Below are 15,707 nucleotides of genomic sequence, written 5' to 3'. Positions count from 1 at the left end.
TGATCCACGGATAACACCAACAAGAGCAGCGCCCATGAACCTGAGCAAGGTCGACCTGAATCTGTTCATCGTCTTCGATGCCATCTACACCGAAGCCAACCTGACCCGGGCCGGGCAGATCGTCGGCATTACCCAGCCGGCGGTGTCCAACGCCCTGGCGCGCCTGCGCGAAACCTTCAACGACCCGCTGTTCGTGCGCACCGCCCAGGGCATGGTGCCCACGCCCATGGCGCAGAACATCATCGGCCCGGTGCGCAATGCCCTGTCGCTGCTGCGCGTGTCGGTGCAAGAGAGCCGCATCTTCAACCCGCTGCAGGCCAGCAAGACCTTTCGTATCAGCATGACCGACCTCACCGAGGCGGTGATCCTGCCGCTGCTGTTCCAGCGCCTGCGACGCCTGGCGCCGGCGGTGGTGATCGAAAGCTTCTTGTGCAAGCGCCGGGAAACCACCAAGGAACTGGCCGCCGGGCGCCTGGACTTTGCCGTCGATGCGCCGCTCAACACCGACCCGCAAGTGCGCCACGTCAAGCTGATGCAAGACCGCTATGTGTGCGCCATGCGCCAGGGCCACCCGCTGTTCAAGGACAAGCTCAGCCTCGACGACTACTTGGGCATGACCCACATCCATATCTCCAGCCGCCGCAACGGCCTGGGCTATGTCGACCTGGCCCTGGGCAAGATGGGCGTGCAGCGCAAGATCGCCCTGCGCTCCCAGCATTACCTGATGGCCTCGCAAGTACTGCAGCAGACCGACATGGTCATGACCGTGCCGGAGCGCTTCGCCCGCCGCCACCAGCTCAACCATGTCAGCCTGCCGGTGGACGTGCCGCCGCTGGAAACCCACCTGTACTGGCACGAAAGCACCGACCAGGACCCGGCCAACCGCTGGATGCGCGAACAGATCATCGAGCTGTGTCAGGGCGTGGTGGCGCAGGATGAGCGGGCGGCCATGGCTAAGGTGTAGGGAGCTATGGCGGGGCAGGCCCCAGCAATCCTTGCTTGACGTATACGTCAACCTGCAATTAGCTTAGCTCCATGCCCTTTTCCCGAGCCAAGCAATGAGCAGCCAGACCTACAGCATCTCCGACCTGTCCCGCGAGCTGGACATCACCACCCGGGCCATTCGCTTCTATGAAGAACAGGGCCTGCTCAGCCCGGAGCGTCGCGGCCTGGAGCGGGTCTATTCGGCTCGCGACAAGGTCAGCCTGAAGCTGATCCTGCGCGGCAAGCGCATTGGTTTTTCCCTGGCCGAGTGCCGTGAGCTGATCGAGCTGTATGACCCGTCCAGCGGCAACCTCAAGCAATTGCACAGCATGCTGGCGAAGATCGCCGAACGCCGCGCCCAGCTTGAACAGCAACTGCTTGACATCCAGCAGATGCAACTGGAGCTGGACACTGCCGAAGAGCGCTGCGAGCAAGCCCTGGCCGCGACCTTGAACAACCAGAAAAACAGCCATTGAGCCCTGAGGAACCCTGCCCATGTCATTGCCTGAAAAAGTCCGCCTGGTCGAAGTCGGCCCGCGCGACGGCCTGCAAAACGAAGCCCAGCCCATCAGCGTGGCCGACAAGGTTCGCCTGGTCGATGACCTGAGTGCGGCAGGCCTTTCTTATATAGAAGTGGGCAGCTTCGTTTCCCCCAAGTGGGTACCGCAGATGGCCGGCTCCGCCGAGGTGTTTGCCAATATCCAGCAGCGCAACGGGGTGACCTACGCCGCGCTGGCGCCGAACCTGCGCGGTTTCGAAGATGCCCTGGCGGCCGGGGTCAAGGAAGTGGCCGTCTTTGCCGCCGCCTCCGAGGCGTTCTCCCAGCGCAACATCAACTGCTCGATCAGCGACAGCCTGCAGCGCTTCGTGCCGATCATCGAAGCGGCGCGTCAGCACGGGGTGCGGGTGCGCGGTTATGTCTCGTGCGTGCTGGGTTGCCCCTATGAAGGCACGGTCAGCGCCGAGCAGGTGGCCCCGGTGGCCCGCGAGCTGTTCGACATGGGCTGCTATGAAGTGTCGCTGGGCGACACCATCGGCACCGGCACCCCCGGGGCAACCCGGCGCCTGTTCGAAGTGGTCGGCGCCCAGGTGCCACGGGCGCAACTGGCCGGACACTTTCATGACACCTACGGCCAGGCCCTGGCCAACGTCTATGCCAGCCTGCTTGAAGGCATCAGTGTGTTCGACAGCTCTGTTGCGGGCCTCGGCGGCTGCCCCTATGCCAAGGGCGCCAGCGGTAACGTTGCCAGCGAAGACGTGCTGTACATGCTCCAGGGCCTCGGTATCGACACCGGTATCGACCTGCAGCGCTTGATTGCCGCGGGCTTGCGTATCAGTGAAGTGCTGGGCCGCGCCAGCGGCTCGCGGGTGGCTCGCGCCCGTCAGGCACAGTAATCACAAGCGGTAACAGGCTGATCTGCGTGCGGGTGTTACCGCCCCCGCACTTTTCAGGGAAATTCCGGGTAACACGGAAACAAATCGACAGAATTTCCCGAGGAGATTTTTCCGCTAAACCTTCAAGCCATTGATTTTATTGGGTTTTAAAAAGTTGGCACGGCACCTGCTATATCTCAGGTACAAGAACAATAAAAAGTGCGACACACCCAATAAAAATAAGACGAAACGACTCTGACATAACAAGAACAACACGACAGAGGCGCAGCTAACAGATTTTTTTGGAGAGGATGTGCTTTCCAGGGGCTTGCCCCGCAACCGGACACAGAACAATAAAACTACCCCAAGGTAGCGCAGGTCACGGTTGGATCAGCAATGATGAAGGTAGATCAGCGCTCAAAAAAATACGTTTGCTCTTGATCCCGGATGGGGATCGCCAAAGATACAGAGGCAACGGTCGCCAAAAACAACAACAGGCCGCCCTCCAATAACAAAAAAAGAGCACGCAACAATCTTTGAGGGGAGCCTAGGCTCCCCTCAGTGCTTCCTGCCCTCCTCGTTTTCGTCCTCGTCGTCCTTCTCGAAGCGATTGACCACCAGCGGCATCACCCCCAATACCAGCAACGCCAGCACCGTGCTGACCACCGCCGTGGCCTCCCGGCCCATGCCCGCCGCCACACCGATCGCCGCGGTCATCCACAAGCCCGCAGCCGTGGTCAGGCCCTTGACGTGCCCGGCATCCTGGTCGTGGCCCTTGAGAATGGTGCCGGCACCCAAAAAGCCGATACCGGCGACGATGCCCTGCACCACCCGGCTCAGCGCTGCATCGTCGGCCCCGGCCATGCGCGGCACCAGCACGAACAGCGCCGCGCCGAGGGCCACCAGCATATGGGTGCGCACCCCGGCGGCCTTGCCCTTGAGTTCGCGCTCAAAACCGAGAATGGCGCCCAGCAGCGCCGCCATGACCAGGCGCACGGTCACCTGGGTAAGCTGCTTGGCATCGGTGATGTCGGCAAATTCCGCCACCAGGGTGATCCAGACTTGATGCCACCAGGCGTCCATGGGCTGTGTCCATGCAGTAGGGATTAATCGATGGACAACGCCACTGGCGGCAAGTGCGCTGCCGACCGCTGATCGGTTGCTGCCAGCATCCCCTGCACCCGTGCGGTCCCACACATAGGACCCGAGTAAAGAGGACACAGCCATGCCTATTGAAATCGACACCACTAACCAGCGCTGCACCCTGATCAGCGATGACATGCACATCCAGGGCGAGGCCACGCAGGTGCGAATCGTCACCGACGAGGCCTTGCGCATGTCGGTTGCCGAGCTCGAAGGCAAGCGCGTGCCAATCACCGAACAGGAAGCCGATGCCCTCACTGTAGCGGGTGCGGTGGATGGTCGCAGGCACCTCAAGGAGACCGAGCAAGGCTCGATAATCTGAGGCCTGCGGAGTTTCCAGGGTAAATCTGATACGGTTTTTATCCAGATACCTGAGCCTGTTATGCAAACAGATGGGGCGCCATAGTGCTCTGGCCTGATCGAGGCCTGATGAGCGACGAACCATGAGCGATAGAATCCCCGTCCAGATCGTTGAAATTGCTGAGCCTTCCACCTTCAAGAAGAAGCCTGCCAGCAGTGACCGACAGATCCACACCCGTAGTTTCACCGGCTTGTTTCGTAACCTGCGCCTGGCTGGCGCGGGTTTTCTGTTTTTGCTGTTCTTTGGCACCGTCTGGCTGAACTGGGGCGGTCGTCAGGCCGTGCTTTGGGACCTGGCCGACAGCAAGTTCCATATCTTCGGCGCCACCTTCTGGCCGCAGGACTTCATCCTGCTCTCGGCGTTGTTGATCATCTGCGCCTTCGGCCTGTTTGCCATCACCGTGCTCGCCGGCCGGGTCTGGTGCGGTTACACCTGCCCGCAAAGTTCCTGGACCTGGATTTTCATGTGGTGCGAGAAGGTCACCGAAGGTGAGCGCAACCAGCGCATCAAGCTCGATGCCGCGCCCTGGAGCCTGAACAAACTGGCCCGGCGTTCGGCCAAGCACACCCTGTGGCTGGCCATCAGCCTGCTGACCGGGCTGACCTTCGTCGGCTACTTCACGCCGATCCGGCCGCTGGCCGAAGAACTGTTCACCCTGCAACTGGGCGGTGTCAGTCTGTTCTGGATTCTGTTCTTCACCGGCGCCACCTACATCAACGCCGGCTGGCTGCGTGAAGCGGTGTGCATGCACATGTGCCCGTACGCCCGGTTCCAGAGCGTGATGTTCGACAAGGACACCCTGACCGTCGCCTACGACCCGGCCCGTGGTGAATCCCGCGGCCCGCGCAAGAAGGAAGTCGACCACAAGGCCAAGGGCCTGGGCGACTGCATCGACTGCCATATGTGCGTGCAGGTGTGCCCGACCGGCATCGACATCCGCGACGGCCTGCAGATGGAGTGCATCGGCTGCGCCGCCTGTATCGACGCCTGTGACTCGATCATGGACAAAATGGGCTACGCCCGCGGCCTGGTCGGCTACAAGTCCGAACACACCCTGCAAGGCGGCACCACTAACTGGCTGCGCCCGCGCCTGCTCGGCTACGTCACCGCCCTGGTGGTGATGATCGGCGCCCTGGTGATCGCCCTGCAGCAGCGGCCGATGGTGTCGATGGACGTGATCAAGGACCGTGGCCTGTTCCGTGAGAACAACGCCGGGCAGATCGAGAACATCTACACCCTCAAGGTCATCAACAAGACCCAGCAATCCCAGCACTACCGCCTGCGCCTGCTCGATGCCGAAGGCTTCGAACTGCACGGCAGGACCGAATTCAGCCTGGCGGCCGGGGAAATGAGCGACTTGCCGGTGTCGGTGGCGATGTTGGCCGATCGCCCGCAAAGCAGCTCCCAGGAGATCAGCTTCGAACTGATCGATACGGACGAACCCGGTGTGCGCAGCGTCGCCCACAGCCGTTTTGTTGCGCCTTTGAACCGCTGATCCCATACACTGCCCGAGCATCCGAAACCTTTCGAGCCATGATGAAACGCTACGAGAAATTCGCCGACGACATTGCCGAACTGATCCGCTCCGGGGTCCTCGGCCCCGGCCAGCGCGTGCCGTCGGTGCGTTATGCCAGCCAGACCCACGGCGTCAGCCCGTCCACGGTGTTCCAGGCCTACTACCTGCTGGAGCGCCGCGGGCTGATCCGCGCCCGGCCGCGCTCGGGGTACTTCGTCAACGCCCACGCGCCGCGCCAGTTCAGCGAGCCGCAGATCATCGAGCAAGCCAGCGAGTCCACCGAGGTGGATGTCAGCGAGCTGGTGTTCTCGATCCTCGACTCGATCAAGGACCCGCAAACCGTGGCCTTCGGCTCGGCTTTTCCCAGCCCTCATCTGTTCCCGCTGCCGCGCCTGGCCCGCTCCATGGCCAGCGCCAGCCGCGAGATGGACCCGCGCATGGTGGTCACCGACCTGTCGCCGGGCAACCCGCAGCTACGCCGGCAAATTGCCCTGCGCTACATGGTCGGCGGCCTGATGCTGCCCATGGAGGAGCTGCTGATCACCAACGGCGCGCTGGAGGCCCTGAACCTGTGCCTGCAGGCGGTGACCGAGCCCGGCGACCTGGTGGCCATCGAGGCGCCGGCGTTCTATGCCTGCCTGCAGATCCTCGAGCGGCTCAAGCTCAAGGCGGTGGAAATCCCCGTGCACCCGCGCGAAGGCATCGACCTCGGGGTGCTGGCGCAAACCCTGGCCAAGCACCCGGTCAAGGCCGTGTGGTGCATGACCAACTTCCAGAACCCGGTCGGCGCGAGCATGCCGGAAGAGAAGAAGCAGCAGCTTGTGGAGCTCTTGCGCGAACATCAAGTGCCGCTGATCGAGGACGACGTCTATGCCGAGCTGTATTACGCCCAGCAAGCGCCGAAACCGGCCAAGGCCTTCGACACCGACGGCCTGGTGATGCACTGCGGCTCGTTCGCCAAGAGCCTGGCCCCCGGCTACCGCATCGGCTGGGTGGCGGCCGGGCGTTACGCGCAGAAGATCGAACGGCTGAAACTGATGACCTCGCTGTGCGCCTCGATGCCGGCCCAGGCGGCGATTGCCGACTACCTACAGCACGGCGGCTACGACCGGCACCTGCGCCGGCTGCGCTATGCCCTGGAAGAGCAACAGGCGGCGATGCTCGCGGCCATTGCCCGCTATTTCCCGGCGCAGACCCGGGTCAGCCATCCGGCCGGTGGCTACTTCCTGTGGCTGGAGCTGCCTGAACAGATGGACTCGCTCAAGCTGTTCCAGATGGCGTTGGCGCAAGGCATCAGCATCGCCCCCGGGCCGATCTTTTCGCCGACCCGGCGCTTTCGCAACTGCATCCGCCTCAACTACGGCAGCCCCTGGACCGAGCAGTCGGAAAAGGCCATGGAAACCCTGGGCAAGATCGTCCGCTCGTTCTGATCGGCGGTTGTACTTCGAGCGCGCTTGCGGCACCCTGCGCGCTCGAATTTCCCAGGGATGGATGGCATGCACAAGCGACAGCACTTTCTTACGCCGCAGCGTTACGAGCGCTTCCTCGAACACGACGAAGAGAGCCGTGCATTCCTGCGCGACAATCGCCTGCAAGCCGACTCCGACGAGCAAGAGGCAGTGTTCAGCGGCAAGAGCCTCAAGGGCCTGGCGCTGGACAAACTGCTGATCAGCTATACCGCCGGCGTTGACATCGACGCCCTGCCCGCCTTGCTCGAAGCGCTGGTCGCCGAGTACGAGCAACTGCAACGCAAGATGGCCGTGTACACCGAGCAAGCCAACGTCGCTCCGCTGAATCTGGGCGATAGCGAAGAGCACCACGAATGCATGCAGGTCATCAGCCTGTGCATTCTGCTCGGTCGCCAGGACCTGCTCGAACGCTTCGTCACGCTGATGGACAACGGCGGCTATGCCGAAGAAGACACCCTCTATGAAGACCTGCTGAGCCGGGTCCTGCCCGACCGCTACGACGTCGATGCGTGGTACCAGGACTACGCCACGCCGTTGGTGCAAACCATCTATGCCAGCAGCCCCGAGCAAGCGGCCAGCCGCCTGCAGGGCTACTGCGAGCAGTGGTACGAGCACTTTGAGCACGCCAGCTGGTACGACACCCATGGCGACGATATCAGCGGCTACGTCGGCTACTGGTCATTCGAGGCCGCAGCAGTGGCCCTGCTCTACGGCATCGATACCCGCGAACTGCTGCACGTGATCTTCCCCCATGAGCTGCTCGCGCACGCGCGCAGCCTGCCCGCCTACCAGGGCATCCGCTGGGAGTGCCTGGGCGGCGCTGAAGACGAACAGGAGGAGGACGAAGAAGAGCTGATCGACGAAGACGACAGCGACGAAGACTTCGCCTACGACATCAAGGCCGCCGGCGTCACCTTGTCCGACGCCATCGATGCCGGCAGCATCCCGCACCTGGCCCAGGCCCTGAGTGCCTACGACACCGTCGAAGCGATCCTGGCCCTGGACCTGGCGGCCGACCAGCAGGAAGAAGACGAGGCCTTCTTCGACCTCGCCCTGGCCTTGCTTGGCTGGGTCCCAGGCCCTGGCCACGGGCTCAAACGGGTATTGCGTCTGGTCAATCGCGACCCGCAAAAGCATGCCGAGCAGCTTTATGACCTGCTGCGCCACGTACTGCTCAACTGCAAACTGAAGACCAGCCCGGATGCCCTGCTCGAAGAGAGCCTGGACGCCGAGTTGCTACGCAGCGAGCTTGCGCAAATCATCGCTGCCGTCAGCGCCAGTGCGACCTTCCTGGCCCTCGACGCGCAGCGCCAGGCCCTGGTGCTGAGCGACCTGGAACAGGCTGGCGAACACCTTGACGACCTGATCGAACGCATCGACGAACGCCTGATGCCCTGGCTTGCCGTGCAGCGCAACAGCTCGGCCCAAGCCTCGGGCAGCAGCACCCGCGTGCCGGCGCAAACCAGCAAACCGCAGTCGCGGCGCGTCGACAACCTGCGTGAGCACGGAACGCTCAATACCCACCCAGCGGCCAGTGATGGCGGCAAACTCAGCCGCGAGCAGATCAACCCGCAAGCCACCAGCAACTGGCTGGAGCTGAGCCTGGACGACGGCAAGCTCGGCGGTGTACCCGGCGCGGCCTACAAGGTGATCTTCGCCGACGGCAGCATTGCCGAAGGCTTTTTGAACAACCTCGGCCATACTCGCCTGGAGGGCGTACCTTTCGGCCCGGCCAAGGTGTATTACGGTGAAGACCCGCGCCCCTACCCGCGCCAGCCGATCAAGGCCCTGGCCAGCAGCGCGGCGCTGATCGACCGCGACCTGCGCAGCCTGGGCTTCATCCCGGCGAAACTCGACCGCGACGACCTGTACGCCGAAACCACCGGGCGCATTGCCCCCTACTGCGAACTCAACGCCCTCTGGTGGGAATGGGCCAGCGCGCGCTATCACGGCCACTGAAGCGCTTGACCTGGGGCCGCGCAGTTGTTGAGTGCTGCGCGGGACGCTACATTTGCCACTATCCCCAGGCCGGAACACGCGCATGCCGTCGAGCGAACTGCAGTCCCTGCGCCAGCAACTTGAACAGTTGCAGCAGCAGAACAACCTGCTCACAGCCCAGCTCGCCGAGCGCAGCCGCGCCGGGCCTGCACCTGACCAGCAGGCCCTGGCCGATACCCAGCAGCGTTATCGCTTTCTGTTCGAGGCCATGGACGAAGGCTTTTGCATCATCGAATTCTTCGACGGCCCCCACGGCCCGCTCAGCGACTACGTTCATGTCGAAGCCAACGCTGCCTACGCCAAGCATGCCGGTATCGACAATGTGGTCGGGCAAACTCTGCGCCAACTGGTCCCCGATGAGGCGAATGGCTGGCTTGCCCGCTACGGTGTGGTGCTGCGCAGCGGCACGCCGATCCGCTTCGAGCAGGAGCTGGTAGCCACCGGCCGCCACCTGGACATCTGCGCCTTTCGCCTGGAGCCGGCCAGCCGCAAGCAGGTCGCCGTACTGTTCCAGGATGTCACCGCGCGCAAACGTGCCGAATCCGAACTCAAGCGCCTCAACCAGGCGCTTGAACAGCGGGTGGCCCAGGCGCTGGCAGAGCGCAAGATTCTCACCGATGTGGTCGAGGCGACCCTGGCGCAAATCCAGGTGGTCGATCTGCACATGCGCTGGCTGGCTATCAACCGCGCCGCGCGTGACGAATTCCAGCGAATTTTCGAGCAAGTACCCAGCGTCGGCGACAGCCTGCCGACGCTCATGGCCAGCCGTGGCGAAGACTGCGCCCGGGGCCTGCAACTATGGAATCGGGCACTCAAGGGTGAGGCATTCGTCGAGGTTGCCGAGTTTGGCGAGGGCGAGCAGCATCGCCACTACGAACTGCGGTTCAGCCCGCTGCATGACAGCAACGGGCAACTGATCGGCGCTTACCTGTTCGCCTACGACATCAGCGAGCGGATCGGCGAGCAAAAACGCCTGCGCAAGACTGAAGAAGCCCTGCGCCAGGCGCAGAAAATGGAAGCGGTCGGCCAGCTCACCGGCGGCATCGCCCATGACTTCAACAACCTGCTGACCGGCATCAGCGGCTCGCTAGAGCTGTCGCGCAACCTGCTCGGGCGCGGGCGCCATGAACAGATCGCCCCCTACCTGCGCACCGCCCAGGATGTGTGCAACCGCGCCGCATCCCTGGTTCACCGGCTGCTGGCCTTTTCCCGGCGCCAGACCCTGGAACCGCGCACCATCGACGTCAATCGCCTGGTCGGCGGCATGCTTGAGCTGATCCGCCGCAGCGTCGGCCCGCACATCGACATCGAGGTGTTTACCTCCAGCGCATCCTGCCGAGCCAACATCGACGCCTCGCAACTGGAAAACGCCCTGCTCAACCTGTGCATCAACGCCCGCGACGCCATGCCGGGCGGGGGCAGGATCAGCATCGAAACCCGTCATCTGCCAGCCGATGAGCAAGTCGCCGCGCACCTGGACCTCAAGCCCGGTGGCTACCTGGCCTTAAGCGTCAGCGATAACGGCAGCGGCATGTCACCGCAGGTGCTGGCGCGCGCCTTCGATCCGTTCTTCACCACCAAGCCGGTGGGCCAGGGGACGGGCCTGGGGCTGTCGATGGTCTATGGTTTCGTCCGTCAGTCCGGTGGCCAGGTGCGGGTGTATTCGGAACCTGGCCAGGGCACCAGCGTGCACCTGTACCTGCCGCGCCTGGACAGCGCCAGCCTGCCGCTTAGCGAAGCGAAACCAACGGCCCGCCCGCAACGTGAACTGCGCGACATGACGGTGATGCTGGTCGATGACGAAGCAACCATTCGCATGCTGGTCGGCGAAGTGCTCGAGGAACTGGGCTGCGCCAGAATAGAATTCGCCGACGGCCACAGCGCCCTGGCGGCACTGCAAAATGGTGCGAGCGTCGACCTGTTGATCAGCGATGTCGGCCTGCCCGGCGGCATGAACGGCCAGCAACTGGTGGCCGCCGCCCGCCAATTGCGGCCCGGATTGAAGGTGCTGTTCATCACCGGCTACGCCGAGCAGGCGGTGCTCGGCAGCGGCGTGTTCGAGCCCACTACCCGGGTGCTGACCAAGCCGTTCAGCCTCGACACCCTGGCCCAGCGTATCGAGGAAATGATCGGCTGATCAGCGCCCGCCGCCCAGGTCCAGAAAGCTGCCGGTGGAATACGAGGCCTGGTCTGACAGCAGCCAGAGGATCGCCTCGGCGACTTCCTCGGCCTGCCCGCCGCGGCCCATGGGGATGCCCGGCGCAAGCTTGCTGACCCGCTGCGGGTCGCCGCTGAGGGCGTGGAAGTCGGTGAAGATGTAGCCCGGGCGTACGGCATTGACCCGCACCCCTTCGCCGGCCACTTCCTTGGCCAGGCCGACGGTGAAGGTATCCAGCGCGCCCTTGGAGGCGGCATAGTCGACGTATTCGTTAGGCGAGCCCAGCCGCGCGGCCACCGACGAGACGTTGACGATGCTGCCGCCCTGCCCGCCATGGCGGGTCGACATGCGCTGCAGCGCGTGCTTGGCGCACAGCATCGGCCCGACCACGTTGGTCTTCATCAGCTTGAGCAGGCGAAACTCCGACACCTCTTCGACCCGGCTCTGGTGGCCGATGGTGCCGGCGTTGTTGACCAGCGCAGTGACCGGGCCCAGCTCGGCATCGACGCGCTGGAACAGCTGGACGATCTCGTCCTCGACACTGACGTCGGCCTTCACCGCAATGGCCTCGGCGCCCAGTTCACGGACCTCGGCCAGCACCCGCTGGGCGGCTTCGTCGTCACGCAGGTAATTGATGCAGATACGGTAACCGGCGCGCGCGGCCAGGCGTGCGGTGGCAGCGCCAATGCCGCGGCTGGCGCCGGTGATCACGATAACCTTGTCCATGGATACTCCTTGCCCCCAATGGCGTTGACCCCTCAAGGCTAACGCAGTCAGGGGCCGGGCACAAAGCCGCTTCAGGCAGCCGGTGGCGGTACCGGTGCCTTGGGTTCGGCCTTGCGCAGCGGGTACAGGTGCTGGCGCACGATACCTTCAGGCAGGTCCTTGCCGAACACGCCGTATCGCGCCGGCCATTCCTTGGGCGGCAGCTTGAAGGTGCCGAACAGCATGTCCACCAGCGGCGTATGGATCGCGTAGTTCTTGTAGATGTAATCCTTGTGCCGGGCATGATGCCAGTGGTGATAGCGCGGCAGCACCAGCAGGTAGTTGAGCCAGCCGCCGTCGATACGCACGTTGGCATGGGCCAGCACCGCCTGCACACCGACCAGGATCACGTAGGCGTTCATCGCCTGGGGCGAAAAGCCCAGCAGGATCAGCGGCGCCAACACCCCGGTGCGGGTCAGAAGGATCTCGCAGAAATGAATGCGCGAACCGGCCAGCCAGTCCATGTGCGTGCTCGAATGATGCACGGCATGAAAGCGCCACATCCACGGCACCACGTGATACAAGCGGTGCAGCCAGTACTGGCCGAGGTCGGCGACGAACACCGCGAGCAAGAACTGCACCACGATCGGCAGGCTTTGCACCTTGGCCTGCAAGGTATCGGACAGCACCCAGCCGGCCAGCCAGCTGGACGAGGCGGTGACAAAGATGAGGATGAACTGCACCAGCATATGGCTGACGAAGAAGTAGCTGAGGTCGGTGCGCCAGTGCGGGCGCAGGATGTTTTGCTGCGGGTCCTTGGCGTAGAGTTTTTCCAGCGGGATGAAGATCACCGCCGATACCAGCAGAGCGAGCACAAACCAGTCCAGGCCCAGCGAGTATGGGGTCTGGCCGATGGTTTCGGTCTGGATGTTGGTGCCGCCGAGAAACATCGCCAGGCCTGCCGCACTGATGCCGGTAAAGCCCAGGCGCTTGCGCTTGTTGAGGAGAATGTTCAGGGTGCCCAGGGCGAAGGCCAGGATCAGCCCGATCAGCAGCGCGGTACGGGCAAAGTGCACGCTGTAGACCTTGCGAAACTCGGCAAAGGTCAGCCACTGCGGAAACAGGAAGCACAGCACCGCCAGCAGGCTGAGCAGCCCCAGGGCGGCCGAGAGGTAACCGCTGATACGCCCCTGGCCGAGCTTGAACGGGTCGTGGCCGTGGCGTTTGAAATAGGCCTTGATTGCCTGCATGAATCGCTGATCCTTCATAGTGGTGGGCTCCGTGCGGCGCGGAGTATACCGACCTGCGGCCACAAGTGAACGCGTACCTGCCTGGCCAGCTGACAAATCTGTAATGCGCTGCTCAGTTTGCTGACAGTCAGCACTGGCTAAGGTCGTGCCATCCCCGCCCCTGGAATGGCAGCCATGCTTCGACACTCGACCCGCCGCACCTTCGTCAAGGGCTTCGCCGCCGGCAGCGCCCTGGCCGGCCTCGGCCTCTGGCGCCTGCCGGCGTTTGCCGCGCCCGGCGTGTTTGCCAACGAGCTGAGCGGCGAGCACTTCGAGCTGTTCATCGGCCAGACCCCGGTCAACGTTACCGGCCGCCCGCGCACGGCGCTGACCATCAACAACAGCCTGCCCGGCCCGACCCTGCGCTGGCGGGAGGGCGACAGTGTGACCCTGCGGGTGCGCAACCGCCTGAACGAGCCGACCTCGCTGCACTGGCACGGGATCATCCTCCCGGCCAACATGGATGGTGTGCCGGGCCTGAGCTTTGCCGGCATCGAGCCCGGTGGCGAGTACCTTTACCGCTTCACCCTGCAGCAGAGCGGCACCTACTGGTACCACAGCCATTGCGGCCTGCAGGAACAAGCCGGGGTCTACGGCGCGATCGTCATCGAACCCAGGCAGCCCGAAGCCCATCGCTACCAGCGCGACTACGTGCTGCTGCTCAGCGACTGGAGCGACCAGTCCCCCGAGTCGCTGATGGCGACCCTGAAAAAGCAGTCCGACGCCTTCAACTACCACAAGCGCACCGTTGGCGACTTCATCGACGATGTCGCCAGCAATGGCTGGCAGCAAACCGTGGCCGAACGCAAGGCCTGGGCGGCCATGCGCATGAGCCCCACCGACCTTGCCGACATCAGCGCCGCTACCTACACCTACCTGCTCAACGGCCAGCCGCCGGATGGCAACTTCACCTGCCTGTTCCAGCCCGGCGACACTGTGCGCCTGCGTCTGATCAACGGCTCGGCGATGAGCTATTTCGACTTTCGCATTCCGGGCCTGAAGCTGACGGTGATCGCCGCCGATGGCCAGCCGGTGCAGCCGGTCGAGGTCGATGAACTGCGCATCGCCGTGGCCGAAACCTATGACGTGCTGGTGCGGGTCGGCGACCTGCCCGCCTATACCCTGTACGCGCAGAGCATGGACCGCAGCGGCTACGCCCGCGGTACCCTGGCGCGCAGCAACGGGCTGAGCGCCGAGGTGCCAGAGCCGGACCCACGCCCCATCCTGACCATGGCCGATATGGGCCACGGCGCCATGGCCGGGATGGGCGCCATGGACCACAGCCAGATGGCCGGCATGGACCATTCGAAAATGACCGGCATGCAGCAACACCCGGCCAGCGAAAGCGGCAACCCGCTGGTGGACATGCAGACCATGAACCCCAGGCCCAACCTCGCCGACCCAGGGATTGGCCTGCGCAACAACGGCCGCCGGGTGCTGACCTACGCCGACCTGAAAAGCACCTTCGCCGACCCCGATGGCCGCGAGCCGTCCCGGGAAATCGAACTGCACCTGACCGGACACATGGAGCGCTTCGCCTGGTCGTTCAACGGCATCAAGTTCTCCGACGCCGAGCCGCTGCGCCTGACCTACGGCGAGCGCCTGCGCATCACCCTGGTCAACGACACGATGATGGCCCACCCGATCCACCTGCATGGCCTGTGGAGTGACCTGGAAGACGAACACGGGAGCTTCCAGGTGCGCAAGCACACCCTCGACATCCCGCCCGGCAGCCGCCGTAGCTACCGGGTCAGCGCCGACGCCCTGGGCCGCTGGGCCTATCACTGCCACCTGCTCTACCACATGGAGATGGGCATGTTCCGCGAGGTACGCGTCGATGAATAAGCCCATTTTTCGGCCGCTGTTCGGCGGCTTCGCCCTGCTCGCCCTGCTGGCCAGTGAAGAGGCCCGTGCCGAGGCCATGGATCACGCCGCCATGGGCCACGGTGCCATGAACCATCAAGGCATGAACCACAGCATGGCGCCGGGCACTCCACGCACGCCACTGCGTCCGATCACCGACGCCGACCGCCAGGCGGCCTTCCCGCCCCTGCCCGGTCATCAGGTCCACGACCAGCAGACCAACTGGGCCGTGACGGTCGAGCAGCTGGAGTACCAGAACTTCGACAACAGCAGCGCCCTGAAGTGGGACGCCAATGCCTGGATCGGCGGCGATGTCGACCGCCTGTGGCTGCGCAGCGAGGGCGAACGCGAACAGGGCGTGACCCACAAGGCCGAACTGCAGGCGCTCTGGGGCCATGCCATCAGCCCCTGGTGGGAGCTGGTCGGTGGCCTGCGCCAGGACTTCAAGCCGGCCACTGGCCAGACCTGGGCCGCCTTCGGCATCCAGGGTACGCCGCTGTACGGGCTGGAGCTGCAAGCCACCCTGTATGCCGGCGAACATCAGCAAACCGCGCTGCGCCTGGAGAGCAGTTACGCTATCCTGCTGAGCAATCGCTGGATCCTCGAACCGTCGCTGGAGGCCAATTTCTATGGCCGCAACGACGCCACCCGGGACCAGGGCAGTGGCCTTGCCGACAGCGAGATCGGCCTGCGCCTGCGCTACGAAATCACCCGTGGCGTTGCCCCGTACCTGGGCATCAGCGTCAACCGGGCCTACGGCAACAACGCCGAGCAAATCCGTGATGAGCACGGCGACATCGGCCAGACCCGCCTAGTCGCTGGAGTTCGCCTGCGTTTCTAGAAGTGG

At 64.0% G+C, this 15,707-nt stretch carries 13 protein-coding genes; 10 read left to right on the top strand and 3 right to left on the bottom strand.

The annotated features are described in order from the left end of the window. The first annotated feature begins 34 nt into the window (after positions 1-34). From LOY37_RS09570 to LOY37_RS09560, 3 genes are all read left to right on the top strand, one after another. Positions 35-964 (top strand): LysR family transcriptional regulator, encoded by a 930-nt coding sequence (locus tag LOY37_RS09570; RefSeq protein ID WP_258716719.1) that lies wholly within the window; start codon positions 35-37, stop codon positions 962-964. A gap of 94 nt (positions 965-1,058) precedes the next feature. Beyond that, positions 1,059-1,460, top strand: a complete 402-nt coding sequence (locus tag LOY37_RS09565; protein WP_010226535.1) for a MerR family DNA-binding transcriptional regulator — start codon at positions 1,059-1,061, stop codon at positions 1,458-1,460. A 19-nt stretch (positions 1,461-1,479) separates the two neighbouring features. Beyond that, on the top strand, positions 1,480-2,379 hold the full coding sequence (locus LOY37_RS09560; RefSeq protein ID WP_258610232.1) for a hydroxymethylglutaryl-CoA lyase: 900 nt from the start codon (positions 1,480-1,482) through the stop codon (positions 2,377-2,379). 537 nt (positions 2,380-2,916) lie between these two features. Here LOY37_RS09560 and LOY37_RS09555 read toward each other — a convergent pair. Then, entirely contained in the window at positions 2,917-3,441 is a 525-nt protein-coding gene (locus LOY37_RS09555; RefSeq protein WP_045201371.1) for an MgtC/SapB family protein, read from the bottom strand. 142 nt (positions 3,442-3,583) lie between these two features. On the opposite strand from LOY37_RS09555, the gene LOY37_RS09550 reads away from it, so the two are divergent. From LOY37_RS09550 to LOY37_RS09530, 5 genes are all read left to right on the top strand, one after another. Then, positions 3,584-3,823 (top strand): DUF3203 family protein, encoded by a 240-nt coding sequence (locus tag LOY37_RS09550; RefSeq protein WP_045201370.1) that lies wholly within the window; start codon positions 3,584-3,586, stop codon positions 3,821-3,823. Between the two features lie 121 nt (positions 3,824-3,944). Then, entirely contained in the window at positions 3,945-5,357 is a 1,413-nt protein-coding gene (ccoG, locus tag LOY37_RS09545) for a cytochrome c oxidase accessory protein CcoG (protein WP_195883498.1), read from the top strand. Between the two features lie 41 nt (positions 5,358-5,398). After that, positions 5,399-6,808, top strand: coding sequence for a GntR family transcriptional regulator MpaR (mapR, locus tag LOY37_RS09540; protein WP_045201498.1), 1,410 nt, complete (start codon positions 5,399-5,401; stop codon positions 6,806-6,808). A gap of 66 nt (positions 6,809-6,874) precedes the next feature. Further along, positions 6,875-8,806 carry a PoNe immunity protein domain-containing protein gene (locus tag LOY37_RS09535; RefSeq protein WP_258716718.1) on the top strand — a complete coding sequence of 644 codons (1,932 nt, stop codon included), beginning with the start codon at positions 6,875-6,877 and terminating at the stop codon, positions 8,804-8,806. Positions 8,807-8,888: 82 nt separating this feature from the next. Continuing rightward, on the top strand, positions 8,889-10,982 hold the full coding sequence (locus LOY37_RS09530; protein ID WP_258716717.1) for a PAS domain-containing sensor histidine kinase: 2,094 nt from the start codon (positions 8,889-8,891) through the stop codon (positions 10,980-10,982). On the opposite strand, the gene LOY37_RS09525 is transcribed toward LOY37_RS09530, so the two are convergent. Beyond that, positions 10,983-11,729, bottom strand: a complete 747-nt coding sequence (locus LOY37_RS09525) for an SDR family oxidoreductase (protein WP_045201367.1) — start codon at positions 11,727-11,729, stop codon at positions 10,983-10,985. Positions 11,730-11,800: 71 nt separating this feature from the next. Beyond that, the gene (locus LOY37_RS09520) at positions 11,801-12,976 is read right to left on the bottom strand and encodes a sterol desaturase family protein (RefSeq protein WP_256326750.1); all 1,176 of its coding nucleotides are present in this window, start codon (positions 12,974-12,976) and stop codon (positions 11,801-11,803) included. Between the two features lie 156 nt (positions 12,977-13,132). On the opposite strand from LOY37_RS09520, the gene LOY37_RS09515 reads away from it, so the two are divergent. Together LOY37_RS09515 and LOY37_RS09510 are read left to right on the top strand one after the other, a co-directional pair. Beyond that, positions 13,133-14,842, top strand: coding sequence for a copper resistance system multicopper oxidase (locus LOY37_RS09515; RefSeq protein ID WP_258716716.1), 1,710 nt, complete (start codon positions 13,133-13,135; stop codon positions 14,840-14,842). Beyond that, positions 14,835-15,701 (top strand): copper resistance protein B, encoded by an 867-nt coding sequence (locus tag LOY37_RS09510; RefSeq protein ID WP_258716715.1) that lies wholly within the window; start codon positions 14,835-14,837, stop codon positions 15,699-15,701. Before LOY37_RS09515 ends, LOY37_RS09510 begins: the two co-directional genes overlap by 8 nt. Positions 15,702-15,707 lie beyond the last annotated feature (6 nt).

Origin of the sequence: Pseudomonas sp. B21-012, from assembly GCF_024749305.1 — a bacterium.
Taxonomy (GTDB): Bacteria; Pseudomonadota; Gammaproteobacteria; order Pseudomonadales; family Pseudomonadaceae; genus Aquipseudomonas.
The sequence above is the reverse complement of the archived record's forward strand: the minus strand, read 5'-3'. Positions and strand labels throughout refer to the sequence as shown.

Coding starts and splice junctions, on each gene's coding strand:
- mapR (WP_045201498.1), top strand. CDS start 5,399: ATGAAACGCTACGAGAAATTCGCCGACGACATTGCCGAACTGATCCGC.
- LOY37_RS09560 (WP_258610232.1), top strand. CDS start 1,480: ATGTCATTGCCTGAAAAAGTCCGCCTGGTCGAAGTCGGCCCGCGCGAC.
- LOY37_RS09550 (WP_045201370.1), top strand. CDS start 3,584: ATGCCTATTGAAATCGACACCACTAACCAGCGCTGCACCCTGATCAGC.
- ccoG (WP_195883498.1), top strand. CDS start 3,945: ATGAGCGATAGAATCCCCGTCCAGATCGTTGAAATTGCTGAGCCTTCC.
- LOY37_RS09535 (WP_258716718.1), top strand. CDS start 6,875: ATGCACAAGCGACAGCACTTTCTTACGCCGCAGCGTTACGAGCGCTTC.
- LOY37_RS09520 (WP_256326750.1), bottom strand. CDS start 12,976: ATGAAGGATCAGCGATTCATGCAGGCAATCAAGGCCTATTTCAAACGC.
- LOY37_RS09570 (WP_258716719.1), top strand. CDS start 35: ATGAACCTGAGCAAGGTCGACCTGAATCTGTTCATCGTCTTCGATGCC.
- LOY37_RS09510 (WP_258716715.1), top strand. CDS start 14,835: ATGAATAAGCCCATTTTTCGGCCGCTGTTCGGCGGCTTCGCCCTGCTC.
- LOY37_RS09555 (WP_045201371.1), bottom strand. CDS start 3,441: ATGGACGCCTGGTGGCATCAAGTCTGGATCACCCTGGTGGCGGAATTT.
- LOY37_RS09530 (WP_258716717.1), top strand. CDS start 8,889: ATGCCGTCGAGCGAACTGCAGTCCCTGCGCCAGCAACTTGAACAGTTG.
- LOY37_RS09565 (WP_010226535.1), top strand. CDS start 1,059: ATGAGCAGCCAGACCTACAGCATCTCCGACCTGTCCCGCGAGCTGGAC.
- LOY37_RS09515 (WP_258716716.1), top strand. CDS start 13,133: ATGCTTCGACACTCGACCCGCCGCACCTTCGTCAAGGGCTTCGCCGCC.
- LOY37_RS09525 (WP_045201367.1), bottom strand. CDS start 11,729: ATGGACAAGGTTATCGTGATCACCGGCGCCAGCCGCGGCATTGGCGCT.